Genomic DNA, 15,002 nt, shown 5'->3' on the forward strand with positions numbered 1-15,002 from the left:
AATTTTACCTATCTGCGGCGGTTTACGTCGCATTTTTTTGTAATTTTATCTTAAACATATTTTTAGTTTATCTTTTTTAAAAACCTAATATTTCTATTAAAATCTCTATTTATTTTTTCATAAATCAAAGATTCCCTTAAATTTTTGTTAAAAGTATGTAAAATACCTTAATTTTGTCGATTAAAAGTTCAAATATTAGGTATAATTGTAATAGAAAGACTAAAGGAGAACTCTTATGAAAAAAATATTCACTATTCTCTTATCACTTATTATTTTGACCTCTTGTGGAGGAACTTCTGAAACTACTAGCAATGCTGATTTTCAAAGCTCCTATACCAGTGGGGAGCCTCTTCGCATAGTAGCAGGTTCAGAAAATAAGGAACTTGAACCTATTATTGAGGAATATGCAAAGGCAAATAAGAAAAATATTGAGATTGACTATCTGGGATCTCTTGATATTATGAGGCTGATTGGCACAGAAGATATTACATATGATGCAGTTTGGCCAGCTTCCTCTATTTGGCTAAATTTGGGAGATACTAACCACGTATTAAAATATGCAGAAACCACTTCCCAGTCTCCAATTGTTTTTGGTATCAAAAAATCTTTAGCCCAAGACCTTGGTTTTGTGGATAGGGATGTAGAAACTTCTGAGATTATCGATGCTATAAAGTCAGGCAAACTCAAATTTACTATGACTTCAGCTACCCAATCAAACTCTGGGGCTAGTGCCTATCTTGGTTTTCTAAATTCTCTAGCAAAAGAAAAAGAAGGTCTTACTAGCGAGGACCTAGCAGATGAAAACCTCAAAGAGCAAATCACCTCACTTTTATCAGGCGTAGAGCGTTCATCAGGATCATCAAACTGGCTTGTGGACTTGTTTTTAAATGGTGATTATGATGCCATGGTCAACTATGAGCAACTAATTATTGCAACCAACCAAAAGCTAGAAGAAGAGGGCAAGGAGCCCTTGTACCTAGTTTATCCAACTGACGGCCTATCTATTTCTGATTCGCCATTAGCCTATGTTGACAAGGGTGATAGCCAAAAAGAAGAGGCCTTTAAAAAATTCCAAAATTATTTACTTAGCGATGAGGCCCAAAGCAAGATTGAGCAAACAGGTAAAAGATCAGCCTTTGGTACAGTGCGTGAGGCAAATAGAGGAGTCTATAAAGCAGATTGGGGCATTGATTTGGACAAGACCCTAAGTCCTGTTAGACTTCCTAAAGCTGATGTCATCATGGAAGCCTTAAATATGTACCAAACAGAGTTTAAAAAACCAGCCTTTACCATCTATGTCCTAGATTATTCTGGTTCTATGCATGACAATAACGGCTATACTCAAATGCTTGAAGCCATGAACCAAGTTTTGGTTCCTGAAAATGCAAGGGCAAACCTACTTTTAGGTACCAGCAAGGACTACACAGCCCTTATACCATTTTCTGATAGGGTGCTTGGGATAATTACAGCAGAAGGTAATGCAGATAATTTAAATAAAATGTATGAAGACCTTGAAAGTAACTACCAGCCACAAACATCAACCTTTATGTATGAGGCTATTATCCAAGCAGTAGATATACTAAAAGACAATAAGGATAAATTGGCTAATTATAGTCCAGCCATAGTAGTATTAACCGACGGCAGGCCAAATGGTCCAGCAGGCTTTGAAGATCTAAAGGCTAGCTACCAAGACTTAGACTATGACGTGCCAATATTTTCAATCATGTTTGGGGATGCAAAAGAAAGCGACTTAGAAGAAATTGCCCAAATGTCTAGGGCAAGAGTTTTTGACGGCAGGTCAGATATGATCAAGGCCTTCCAAAATGTAAAAGGATACAATTAATGAATGACAGTAGAAGGGACTTTAGGGCACTTCTTGCAGCACTAATAACTTTTTTTGGCCTCCTAATAGGTGCAAAATGGTACTTTTTGGTAGCAGCAATCTTGGCTGTTGGGGTCTATACAGGTGTATATTTGATAAGCAAACCAAAGCTTATGATAGGCAACACAGAGATCGAGGCCTTGGAAAATGCCGAAGAAATTAAGGCAATTTACCAAAAACTTCAAATAGATCAGAAAAAATTGACAGAGGCTGCAGCAAGCATAAAAGATACCAGCATAAAAGCAAAGACAAATGAACTTGCAAAAATCACCAATGACATAGAATTTTACCTAGAAAACAATCCAAAAGAAATCAGTAAATCAAGGCATTTCCTAGACTATTATATAGGCACAGCTCGTGAAATAGTGGATAATTACAATGACCTAGATAGGGCAAATGTCAGTGCTGATAAGTTTAATGATATAAAGGAAAAAACCAAGGAATCACTTGATTTATTAATAAAAATTTTTGCCAGCCAAAGGGATGCCTACCACAAGGACAAAATCAACAAACTTGAGGTCGAAACAGACCTATTAGAGCAAACTATCAAGCTAGGAGGAGATATTAAATGAAAGAGAAAAAATGGGGACTTATAGTACTTCTTTTAGTAATAGTTGGTGCAGGCGGCTATATGTACTATCAAAATCAGACGCCAAATGATGTATCCATAAGTGGATTTATAGGTGGGGAAAAAATCCCCTTGGTAGAAAATGAAGACTTTAAGCAAAGGGCCAAGAAATCTTATGGTCTAAGCATGGACTACAGAAAAGAAGGATCCCTTGCCATGGCAAGTGTAGATACCAGTGACAAGGACTATTTGTGGCCATCCAGCCAACTAGCCTTAGAGCTATTTAGGAAAAATGGTGGCAAGGACTTGCAAAATGAGATAGTCTTTAACACTCCCATAGTCCTATATTCCAGAAAAATAGTAGTAGATGCCCTCATAGACCAAGGTGTAGTCCATGAAGAAAATGGAGTCCACTTTGTCGATATGACCAAACTTGCAGGTCTGATGAAAGATGAAAAAACTTGGGCAGATATTGGTCTTTCCCAACTCTATGGGCCAATACTAGTTGATACTACAGACCCAAATGAGTCAAACTCAGGAAACATGTTCCTAGGTCTTTTGGCAAATGCCTTAAACGACAATAAACCAGTAACAACAGCAAGCATTGACAATGTAAAAGAGGACATCACCCGCATTTACAATCAAATTGGATATATGCAAACATCATCCATAGATATGTTTAACCAATTTCTCCGCCAAGGAGTGGGATCATTTCCAATCATAGCAGGCTACGAATCTCAATTATTAGAATTTTCCAAACAAGAGCCTGATATGTATGAGCAAATCAGAGATGACATCATAATCCTCTACCCAGAGCCAACAGTATGGTCATCCCACGTATATATAGCCCTAACTGATAAGGGAAAAGTAGGACTAAACGCCCTAATGGATAAGGAAATCCAAACACTCGCATGGAAAGACCACGGATTTAGGACCATAGTATCAGGAACAGAAAATCCAGACGAATTTAACGTAAACGGCATGGCAGACCAAGTAACCAAAATAATGCAAATGCCAAATATAGATGTGATGTTAGAATTAATGGAAGCAATAAAATAATTAATAAATTTTAATTCTAATTCCTTTGTGTTTATTAAAAAGAATTCGCAAAGCGAATTTATACTCTGCTAATGCCCCACGCAGTGGCGGTGGGAGATAAAAGTCCATTGATTTTGGACTTTTATCCCGAAAACTTAACGTGGGAGCGTGAAGAAGTTTCGTAGAAACGTGTTTTCGTAGAAATGGGTTTAGGGGGCCCGGGGGAAAGGGAATAAGGGGTCTCCGCTACCCCTATGCCCTATCCCCCGAGTTCAATGAAAACATATATTGAAAGAAAATAGAGTTAAAAATACGACAATACAATAATAAGGAGATATTATTATGCCAGATTATTCACTAGACAACCTTATGGACAACAAGGGGTCTGCTACAGACATTAGCCTTGATAAAAGTGAAATTGCAGAAGTAACTGAAAAAAGAGTTGAAAAAATTAGCCCAGAAGATAGGGCAAAGATTGACCAGATTAAAAATCAAATCGACCTTAGGAATTCCCAACTATCATCAGTTTATGGGACAAATGCCCAAAAAGGCATTGCCCAATTCTCTGAGCAAATCTTATCTGAGGTAAGAAGTAAGGATGCGGGAGAAGTGGGAGAGCTGATGACTGACCTACTTGTAAAGGTAAATGATGTCGATATCCAAAACTTTGGCGAAAAATCACTTATTGACAAATTATTTGGTGGGCCAAAAAAACAAGTTGAAAAATACTTGGCTAGATACCAAAATATGGAAACACAAATCGATAAGATTTCTGCCCAATTAGAAACAGCCCGCATGGAGCTTTTAAAAGACATCGGGGTTTTTGACAAGCTTTACGAGCAAAATATTGACTATTTTAAAGATCTTGAAAGATATATCATAGCAGGTGAAGAAGCTGTAGCAGAGATGAGAAGTGAGACCCTGCCAGCCCTATATAAAGATGCTGAAAGTTCAGATGAGCCAATGGCCATGCAAGTAGTACGTGACTTTGAAGAAAATGTAAACCGTTTTGAAAAACGTATATTTGACCTAAAAACATCAAAGGCCGTTGCCCTACAAACTGCCCCACAAATTAAGCTTATCCAAAACAACGACCAATTATTGGTAGACAAAATAACTGATTCAGTCAACAACACTATCCCACTTTGGAAGTCACAGGTTGTAATAGCCCTTGGCCTAAACCGCCAACAAGAGATAGTAAATATGCAAAAACAAGTCTCTGATACGACAAATGAGCTACTACGCAGAAACTCAGAAAACCTTAGAAATTCAACAGTAGAAATCCAAAAAGAAGCCCAAAGATCAACCATAGATGTAGATACTATCAAAGAAGTAAATCAAAATCTTATTGCAACCATCAATGAATCTGTCCAAATCCAACGTGATGCTGCCAACCAAAGAAAGCTAGCTGAAAAAGAACTTATAGACATCCAAAACGAATTAAGAGAGGAGCTAGCGAAAACCTTGGCACCAGGCACCAGAGGCGAATAATTTTAGATATATTGAGTTAATCTACTAAAATATTGAAATTTTCGCCATAATTTAATATAATAGAATAGATTTGGAGGACTCATGAAAGGCAAAACAATCACAAAATACACATCCCTAGCCCTTGCGCTTGCATTAGTTTTACCAACTACAGCAAAAGCAGCAGAGGGCACAAATACTGAAAATACAATAGCTACAACCATTGAACAAACTAATAATGAAGTAAGAGAAGACATCAAATCAGAACTATCAAGCAAGCTAGATGAAAGTGGAAAAACTGTAAATTACACATTAAACATCACAAATGCTAAAGAAGATGAAGACTTAAAAGCAGTTTTTTATATCCTAGATAGGTCAAATCTTGAAAGTCTAGAAGTGCTTGAAGATGAAGATATCAGCAATCAAGCCGTAAAAACAGAAGGATTTGATGGCGGCAAAAAAATCACTGTTGATTTAAAAAATGCAAGAACTATCAGCTTAAGAGCAAATATCAAAGAAGGCAAGACAAATAATTTTGTTTTTGATTACATATTAGCAAATGATAGTATAAGCACTATAAAAAGAGTGGCTTCAGCCCTAGCAAAAGACACAGAAGGCAAAGACATTCTAAAAGAAGAAGAAATCAATGAAGTTTCTTCAACTTTAGCTGGTAAATTTATTGATCAAACAAAGATAGAATGGTCAGATTTCTTAGTAAATCCAACAGATAAAGATATAATTAGAAATTATGATTTAAGCTTAAGCGAAAATCAAAAAAATCCAGGAAAAATCACAATTGAAACATTCAAGGCAGCTAAAGATGGTTTTGTAAAAGAAAATACAATTGACTTAGACTTTGGAAACATTCAAAATCTTAACCTTCCAGCAAATGGACTAGTTAAAATATCTTTCCAATCTGATGTTTCAAGTGAGGATAATACATTTTCTCTAAATGGTGTCGAGCTAAAAAGAGATGCAGAAAATACTGACTTAAAAAATCAAATAGATGATTTAAGCAAAACAATCCAAGAAAATGACAAAGAAATTAAAGATGAGCTTAGAACTATAGATAATAATTATATAGCTAAATCAAGCGGAAACATTGAAACTAATGCAAAAACGCAATCATCAGACCAAACAAATCCACAATCTCTAGCTCAAGATATAGAGCAAAGAAATAAGCATATCCTTGAGCAGATGAGAAAAATTGATAAAAGTCAAGAAGCTCAAAGTGTCCAAGATTCAAACAAACAAGCATCTCAAAAGGATGTTAAGGTCATATCCTTAAAAGATGATGCAAGCAATAGTTCAACAAACATTAGCCAAATTGATGTGGATAATCTAAGAATTGACATTGAAGATAGAAACACAGAAATTATCAATACTCTAAAAGAAATCGATAAGGAATACCCAACCATAGTAACACTTGCAAACAAGCAAACATATGTTGACCAAGATAAAAATATCACTGACCTTATCAAAGAAATTGATGATAGAAACCAAGCCATCCAAGACGAATTGCAAAGAATTTATGGAAAATACGCTGTAAATACAGTAATGGATCTTAACAAATCTATAGATGATGACACCTACGAACTACTTACACAAGTAGATACAAACAACGAAAAAGTTAGTCAAATCATCGATCAAGTAAACCTATCAATAGAGGCAAACCAAGCCTTAGAGAGTGAAGAAGAACTAGCTAAAATCAAAGCTTTACTTGATAATATCGAAAAATTAGAAAAAAATAACGAAAAAGTTCTAGCAAATGTTGATGGCTCAAAACAAAATCAAGAGTCAGGCGAAAAATTCAAAAAAGTAGTGCCAGGCTACTCAGAAAATGTCTACAAAGACCTTGAAAAAGTAGTAACAATCACCCTAGACCCACTAAGTAAGGTAGAAAATACAGCTACAAAAGAAAGCGCAAGCAAGGCATATCCAACACTTGCAAAATACTTAGAAGATTTAGAATTTGTAAAAGCTATACTAAAATAGGTAAATAAAATATCCAAAACACCCGGGACAAGCCTGGGTGTTTTTATATTATAAAATTTATATATACATCAAATTAAAGATAAATATCTTATAAAAACTCATTGCGATTATACTAATTTTACTTATATTTACATTTTGAAAGAAAAAATCAAAATAATACTAGAATTTATCTAAGCATTAATATATAATACCAAAATATGACTAAATTAGTCGGAATAACCACTAAGATTGCCAAAATGTTGCAATCACTGAAAAGCATTAGACAGATTAATTAAGATAAATTTGGTTTTTTTTAAAAATATATAAAAAAACCTTAAAAATGCTCACAATTCACGCTAATTTAGTAGTATAATAAATAGAAGTAAAAGACTATAGATTGACGAAATTTTAAATAATTCAATGAAAAAATATAAATCAAGGGGGAAGATTTATGAAAGGCAAGTTACAACAGTTTTCTGTAAAACTGCTAGCATCTACGCTTGCAGTTATTATGTCTATACCGGTAAATGCTTTTGCTATGGTTGGTGACAATAGCAACACATACACGGAAAACACATCGGTGATGGGCATACAAGCACCAGAAGAAACAAAAGAAGATCAGGTACAAAATTCTTTGCTAAAAAGCGAACTAAGCACAGACGAAAGTGATGATTACATAATCGAAAAATCCGCATATCTTTCAAAAACAACAGGTCAGATTGATTACATAATCAAAATAATTAACAAAACACCTGAAAAAGAAAGTTCAGATAAGCAAACCACAACATTTGCTATCACACAAAATACAGATTTACTAGATTTAAAGGTAGAAAAAGTCCAAGCCTTAGATGCAAATGGCAATGAAGAAGAAATCAACTACACACAAGGCACACCAAATGCATTTAACAGCACAGACAATATAAGATCCACAGGAATCACAACAAACAAACAACAAAATGGTGTGGTTTATTACTTGAGTGCAAAATTAATAGATCAAGCTTTAAAAGATTTAGAGCAAAAATCCCCTCAACTTGCCCTAGATTTCACAATAGCTTCTCCAGACAATAAAATCTACCAAGATAGATATGCTCTAGAAATAGAAAAAGCAAACACAACAGAAATAACAATAGATAATGAAGGCAACATAGCAAACCCAGAAGGCAGACTAGTAGAAAATCAAGAAAGCCTTCACTTATATAAGGGTGAGTACAAAGAAGAACAAAAAGGAATCTTCCAAAGTACACCAGCACAAATCATTTGGACAGATTATATAAATGCAAAAGATAACAAAGAATTTACCTACGACATAAACCTAGACCAAGGCCAAGACACAAGAGAATCTCAAGTAAAGATTGAGTACTACGAGGCCCAAGAAAAAGGCTATGTCCTAAACGAATCATTCACAAAAACATTAGCTTTTGCAAATAATCTAAAACTATCTATCCCAGAAGGATACATAGCGAAAGTAGAACTTAACACCAGACCAAAAGAAAATACAAAAGAATTTGCCTACAATGGCATTAAAATTCCAAACCCAACATATACAGAAGAAAAAAATGAAGCAAAAGAAGAACAAGCCTCAGATGATGCAGATCCTCTGCCTAATATTTTTTCTAAAAATGATTCAAAGTTAAACTCTTCCAATGATAGCATAACAGACCAAAAGGACCAGGATTTTTCTACAAATTCAAAAACTGATCCTGCTGAAAACCTATCAGCAACAGAAGAAAAAAATGAAGCAAAAGAAGAACAAGCCTCAGATGATGCAGATTCTCTGTCTAATATTTTTTCTAAAAATGATTCAGAGGTAAACTACTCCAATGATAGCATAACATACCAAAAGGACCAGAATTTTTCTACAAATTCAAAAACTGATCCTGTTGAAAACTTATCAGCAATTGCACTAAATAAAGATGCATATTTTGATAAATTAAAAGCTGATGACAAACTAACAACAAATATCGAAAAAGCAACAAACGAAATAGAACAAATCCTAGAAGCATATAATAAAGAAGAAATCAATTGGGATGACTTTAAACAATCAGTACAAAATATCAAAAATGACCAAGAAATTGATGAGAGTCAAACCAAAGATATACTAGCTTCTTTATTAATAGGTCTAAACGAAGAAAAATACAAAGTAGCAAACATCGATATAAATGAGGCAGCAGGACCAGAAACAAATCCAGCTGAGAAAGAAGCTACAAATAAATCAGCAGGCAAAGACCTAGCAAACCCAACTCCAGATGAACTAGCAGCAAAAAAACTAGCAGAAGAAGGAGTAACCATAGAAGACTTCCAAAACTATATGTATGAATTGGAAGAAAAATATGGCCTTACAGATGAAGATGCATCTAGGATATATGGTGACAATGCTGAGGCTATCCAGGCTCTTGTGACAAAAACTCAAGAAGAGAAGACAAGTGGTGATGTGTTTGCAGTAGATAACCAAAGCGCATTTAGACAATCATATCCGTATGATATAGACTATTGGTCTTATCAGCACTATGACCCTAAAGATAACAAAGTTAAATGGGACATCAGAATAGAAACTGACCAAGTTAAACTTGAACATCTAAATTACAAATCACTTGGTCTATCACTATATGCACCAGAAAACCAAAAATTAACAGACTATAAAGTCACAGTTAAAGATCATTTAGGCAATGAAATTTCAACAAATTCTAATGCATCAAAAGTGCGAGAAGGGGTTTCTACAACAGTTAGTAAAACATATGCAAATGGTACATTTAAATTATCACCAACTAATAACCTATGGACATTTAATAAATCTATAAATAAGTCTGACTTACCTGATGACTTGATAATCCACGTAGAGGCAACTCCAACAGATGCTGCGAGATTTTCATTCTATGATTTAGGACTTAGGCTTACACCAGACCATAATTATATAAACGATATGGTCCAAAAGTTCAAAGATGACTGGGCTAAGTTAGTAGCAGCCATGCCATGGATTATTCCTTATAAAAGTGGAGATGCTGCTGCAAAAAAATTTGAAGACGGTTTTAACATTGTTGATACAAGACTTCCAGCCTACACCTATGGTATAAGAGATGACAAGTATTCAACAAGAGTATATTCAGATAAGTCTAGATCAGTGTATGGTCAATTTATTAATAACGACAGTCAAATCAAATGGGAAGTTTCAGAAACAATGAGACTTCAAGATGATGATAGGTTTGTAAGTTCAGGTAATCTAGGCGATGATATACTAGCTGCTACATTTACCAACTCAAATGCAAGTGGAGTTCAAGCATATATAGAAGTACTTGAACCTAATGAGGATGGTTCATTTACTAAAATATACGAAACTACTACTAATAATTCTTCAACCTTTAGAAATGGACTATCACAGAAAAAAAATGTACTAAAACCTGGTACAGTAATTAACTATATATTTACAAAACCTGTTAACGACCCTACTGTAGAATCTAGCATTACTATAGATTTCCATGAAAGATTTGATTATGGAATGGGGACTTATGGTGGTAGTCGTACAGCTTCAATAAGAAAACTATCTACCAAAGAACTTGAAGGAACTTATCATTTAGGAACCCAAATAATGCCTTCTAAATTACCGCGTCAATCAAATAAGCCGAATAATTGGTACTATAGGGTAGATTCGCTGTTTGATGGAAACAAAGGATCCTGGCAAAATGTTAATAATGAGTTTGCTTCTACGGCTATGAATGCAGGCGCATGGAGAATAGTAGAAAATTATGATATGGTATTCTGTATTAACCCTGATTACCTACCACCCGATGGTTCAAAATTTTGGAGTACAAATCCTATAATAATCAAAAAAATTGCTCTAACAGACCATGATAAATTAAAGCCATATGTAAATAGTAAATATGCTAACAGTACATCCGATCTATTTGACAAGTATCAAAGACTTTTATTTTATGCTGAAGAATTAAAAGATACTACAGCTCTTAATGATAGAGAGCTTTGGGGCATGATTCAGGTTGGACTTTTAGACATCAATGGAAGACTTGAGATGCCAAGAAATCCATATGGACAATTTAGTACTGTACGTCCAGATTATGATAATTATGTAAAATATTTAAAAGATAAAATTTCTAAACCATTAACATCTGAGCAAAAGTCTGCTATAGATATGTATTTATATGTTAACAGTGGATTTTCTCCAACCAATGCATCAAATTCTTACCAAAACTTAATAACAGCAAAGGTAAGAAAGCCGGTAATATTTAGAAAAACTTTTGAAAATAGTAATGAGGCATCAGCTGATTTTAAATTATACAATTCTGCTGGTATTCTAATTAAAGAATGGACTTCTAGTAAGAATTTAGAAGAAAAATTATACCTAGCACCTGGTGACTACTACATTGAAGAAACGAATGTCACTGATGGTTATGGAAAACTAAATAGAATTAATTTTTCTGTGATAGAAAAAGAAACAATAATAGATGGAAATAGGATACCTTTATCAAAAGGATTTTCTGGAACAAATGACAAATTAGTAAATCTAGGTGTAACTATTAAAAATTCTAGATCATTAAGTGATCATCCAGAAAAAAAATATATGGTTGATGGGAAAGAGTATACTGGTAATCTTTCTAGTGGCACATATGCTAATAGTGAACATACAAAAATACCGGAACCATATAATAGATACTTTGAATCTGTATTTATTGAAAAAGATCCAAATTTAATCCCTAACACAAATAACTTAGCAGGTGGTAACTATAAACAAAAATATCTTGAAATAGATATTAAAAATAACACCAATGGAGATAATGTAAGTATTGATTCAAATCAAAGATTAAAAATAAACGCAGTAAATAAGCAAGAAGCAAAAGTTGAAATTAACAAAAAATTACTTGCTGAAGATGGTAAATATTACGACGCACCAGGAATTTCATTTACTTTAGAGAATGGATCTAAGACATTAAAGAAAACCACTGATAGATATGGTATAGCAACATTTGATAACCTACCTCTAGGTTCTCAATGGACATTAAAAGAATTACCAGATGAAACAGGAGCTATAGCTAAAGTTGCTACAACTTGGTCAGTAAATGTAAGCAGTACTGGAACTGTTTCAATTACTAGAAATAAAGCTCCGTCTGATCCAGAAGATATATCACCAGCATCAAGTTCGGATGGCAAAATAACCATTAAAAATAGAACCAATACAACAAACACTGGCAACTTCAAAATCAAAAAGGTAAACAAAGATGGATACCCTATACCACAAGCAGGATTTACCTTATATAAAAATAAAGGTAAAGAAAACTCTATAATTGGTAAAGAAACTCTTACTAATTATGATGGGGAAATTTATTACTACAACATACCTTATGGAACATATTGGTTAAAAGAAACGACAGTGCCAGAAGGATATCAAAAACCATCAGAAGATAAGATTTGGACAGAAGTAACAGTTAACAAAGATACTCAAGGAACTGGGGGAGTTGTAGTTGATTCAGAATCTCCAACGAACCTAGAAGGACCAGACAATCCTGATCCAACGGATTCAGAAAACCCTGGGGACCCAACTCCAGAACCACAACCAGATCAAACTCATACTAAAAATACGACAGTAAGACTTACTGGTTCCACATTAGATACCTATAACGTATTGAGTAATATAGCTATCACAAATGGAAGCGTAAATATAAGTAGTCCATCAGTAGAGATTTATGAAAATAGAGTTGCTTCTGCTGGTTCACTATTTAAAAACTTATTTACATCAACTGCATATGCAGCAGACGCTACTAACTCAACAAACGAAGATTATTCAAAAGTAAAAATAACAAATGATAAGAGTAGTCTTCCAAATGGATTAAACTTTGATAATATATATACCTATGAAATAAAGAACTTCAGAAACCCAGATTTAACACTTATTAAAAAAGGTGTAGAGTATGATAATGAAGGTAATAAGATTGAAAAACGTCTTAAAGGTGCAGAGTTTAAATTACAAATGCTAATTGATGAAGAGTATAAATTTATAGATAAAACTGCCACATCAAATGAAAAAGGAGAAGTGAAATTTACAAATCTTGCTTCTGGTAAATATAAAGTAATGGAAACAAAACTCGCTTCCACTGATTATCGTAAACCAATAGGTGCTGTTAAGATTTTTGAAGTCAAAGATGGTAAGATTTATGTAGATAGCGAAGGAGAAACTTCAAAAGAATTAGATAATACTAACAATATTATCATAAACGAGAAACTAGGAAAAAGCAGTATTAAGGTTAATAAGAAAAACAAAGGTGGAGAGCCTCTAGAAGGTGTACGTTTTGGACTATATGATAAAGATTTAGTTTATTTAGAAGAGAGAACTACAGATAAATATGGTAAACTTGAGTTTAATAACCTATCATATGGTCAATATTGGATAAAAGAATTGAGTCCCAAAGCTGGATATATATTAGATTCTAACTATAGGCTAGTGAATATAGGAGAAAACTATGAAGTTCCTTCACCATCTCAAGGAATGGACGTATCTAATTACCTTACTTTCGATAAACAGAAGACAAATATAGTTTCAACTACAGGCGATGAAAATTGGGTTTATCCAAATGACTCAGAAGGTATGATTGCCAAAATAAACTTAAACATTGACCAATCTAAGTCAGTGAAACCTGGAGATACATTTAGATTATCTTTCTCTGGTAATGTAGATTTTGATGGTATTAGTTACTTAGATGATGACAATCTAGATATATACGACGCTAATGGTAAGATAGCTGTTGCAAAAATAGCAGATAATAGGCGTAGTGTCACTTATACATTTACTGAAGCTTTAGATAATTTTAAACTTGGTAATATCAAAGTATCAGTACCACTATATATGAACAGACTGCAAGTTAAAAATGACAGAAATAATGTTCCTATTAGCATTAACGTTGGCAATAGATCAGTTACAGATTATATTAATGTCAACTATAGTAATTATTGGTATGAGGGTCCAGATGATCCAGTGACAGTAAGATATATCAATAGCTATCCTTATAAGGTAAACCTTAAGGATAACACGTTTGAAATGATTGCTTATGTAAATGCAGGCAGAGAACAGACTGCTTATAAACAAGCTTACTTCTCATTCAACGAACCTGTATCTGATGTAAGAATTGATGCCTATGAATCTACCCCACCAAACAACTATAATCTTGTTGAATCTTATGGAATTGATTTTAATCGATTAGAAGGTTTACAACCAACTAGATTTACCACGAATTATAATAGAAATACAGGTGAATTTGGTGTAAAATTTGACAATGATTATTACAATCAAGCAACATACTTAGTTAGAATTAGAGGAAAAATTAATAGTAAAAATGTTAGTGGATTTAAATCTAAAGCGAGATACTATGCTGTAAATGGACAATATAGTAATGGATATTATAGTACAAGACAAGCAGCATTTGTTACCTGGCAAGACTATTATCCAGCAACTGCTGAATCTAATTTAGTTCCTGATACGAAAAATAGGAATGTTGAAATTACTTTTATAAATAATAAAAATAATATAACATTTACTAAAGTAAGTAATTCAGAATTAACTAAATCGGATAATAATGTCGAAACTAAGAAAGTTCTATCTGGAGCAACTTTTGAACTTAGAAAACTTGGCAACAATAATGAACAATATTCAGTAGTAAAAGAGTCAGTAACATCTGATGAAAATGGTAAGTTTGGATGGTCAGAGATTGAGCCGGGTGATTACGAAGTTTGGGAAACTAAAGCAAGTAAAGGTTATATAACCCCAAACAAAGCTGTAGCTACATTTACAGTAGATGAAGGTGGAAATATTATAGATATTTCATCTTTAGAAATAGGAAATGACAAGCCAACCTACCCAGCGACCGGTGGTGCTGGTACATTTATTGGCTTTGCCCTTATTGGTACGGCGGTGATGCTTGCGGGTATTGCATACTTTGCTATATTCCAAAATGACAAAAATAGACGTCGTTCTGATAGATATGGCAGGTAAATTTACAATTAAATAACAACTGAATACAGAAAAACCCTAGGATGGCTAATTCCTAGGGTTTTTTATATTTATTATCAAAGTCT

Annotated in this window: 6 protein-coding genes; all 6 read left to right on the forward strand. The window is 33.8% G+C overall.

Annotation, left to right across the window (positions count from 1 at the left end; genetic code table 11):
- Window positions 1–235: 235 nt before the first annotated feature.
- The 6 genes from ACF3NF_RS05820 (at window position 236) to ACF3NF_RS05845 (ending at window position 14,919) form a co-directional block, all read left to right on the forward strand.
- Entirely contained in the window at window positions 236–1,843 is a 1,608-nt protein-coding gene (locus ACF3NF_RS05820) for a substrate-binding and vWA domain-containing protein (RefSeq protein WP_394022571.1), read from the forward strand.
- On the forward strand, window positions 1,843–2,454 hold the full coding sequence (locus ACF3NF_RS05825; RefSeq protein WP_394022572.1) for a 5-bromo-4-chloroindolyl phosphate hydrolysis family protein: 612 nt from the start codon (window positions 1,843–1,845) through the stop codon (window positions 2,452–2,454). The genes ACF3NF_RS05820 and ACF3NF_RS05825 overlap by 1 nt, the downstream gene beginning before the upstream one ends.
- Entirely contained in the window at window positions 2,451–3,509 is a 1,059-nt protein-coding gene (locus ACF3NF_RS05830; RefSeq protein WP_394022573.1) for a hypothetical protein, read from the forward strand. The genes ACF3NF_RS05825 and ACF3NF_RS05830 overlap by 4 nt, the downstream gene beginning before the upstream one ends.
- Window positions 3,510–3,830: 321 nt before the next feature.
- Complete coding sequence (locus ACF3NF_RS05835) at window positions 3,831–4,979, forward strand: toxic anion resistance protein (RefSeq protein ID WP_394022574.1); 1,149 nt, start codon at window positions 3,831–3,833, stop codon at window positions 4,977–4,979.
- A gap of 81 nt (window positions 4,980–5,060) precedes the next feature.
- On the forward strand, window positions 5,061–6,950 hold the full coding sequence (locus tag ACF3NF_RS05840) for a hypothetical protein (protein ID WP_394022575.1): 1,890 nt from the start codon (window positions 5,061–5,063) through the stop codon (window positions 6,948–6,950).
- 430 nt (window positions 6,951–7,380) lie between these two features.
- Window positions 7,381–14,919, forward strand: a complete 7,539-nt coding sequence (locus ACF3NF_RS05845) for a SpaA isopeptide-forming pilin-related protein (RefSeq protein WP_394022576.1) — start codon at window positions 7,381–7,383, stop codon at window positions 14,917–14,919.
- Window positions 14,920–15,002: the final 83 nt, after the last annotated feature.

It is taken from the genome of Anaerococcus martiniensis (assembly GCF_043187485.1).
In the GTDB taxonomy this organism is placed as follows: domain Bacteria; phylum Bacillota; class Clostridia; order Tissierellales; family Peptoniphilaceae; genus Anaerococcus; species Anaerococcus martiniensis.

Excerpts from the sequence above, each read along its gene's own strand:
- ACF3NF_RS05820 (WP_394022571.1), top strand. The coding sequence starts at position 236 with ATGAAAAAAATATTCACTATTCTCTTATCACTTATTATTTTGACCTCT.
- ACF3NF_RS05835 (WP_394022574.1), top strand. The coding sequence starts at position 3,831 with ATGCCAGATTATTCACTAGACAACCTTATGGACAACAAGGGGTCTGCT.
- ACF3NF_RS05830 (WP_394022573.1), top strand. The coding sequence starts at position 2,451 with ATGAAAGAGAAAAAATGGGGACTTATAGTACTTCTTTTAGTAATAGTT.
- ACF3NF_RS05840 (WP_394022575.1), top strand. The coding sequence starts at position 5,061 with ATGAAAGGCAAAACAATCACAAAATACACATCCCTAGCCCTTGCGCTT.
- ACF3NF_RS05825 (WP_394022572.1), top strand. The coding sequence starts at position 1,843 with ATGAATGACAGTAGAAGGGACTTTAGGGCACTTCTTGCAGCACTAATA.
- ACF3NF_RS05845 (WP_394022576.1), top strand. The coding sequence starts at position 7,381 with ATGAAAGGCAAGTTACAACAGTTTTCTGTAAAACTGCTAGCATCTACG.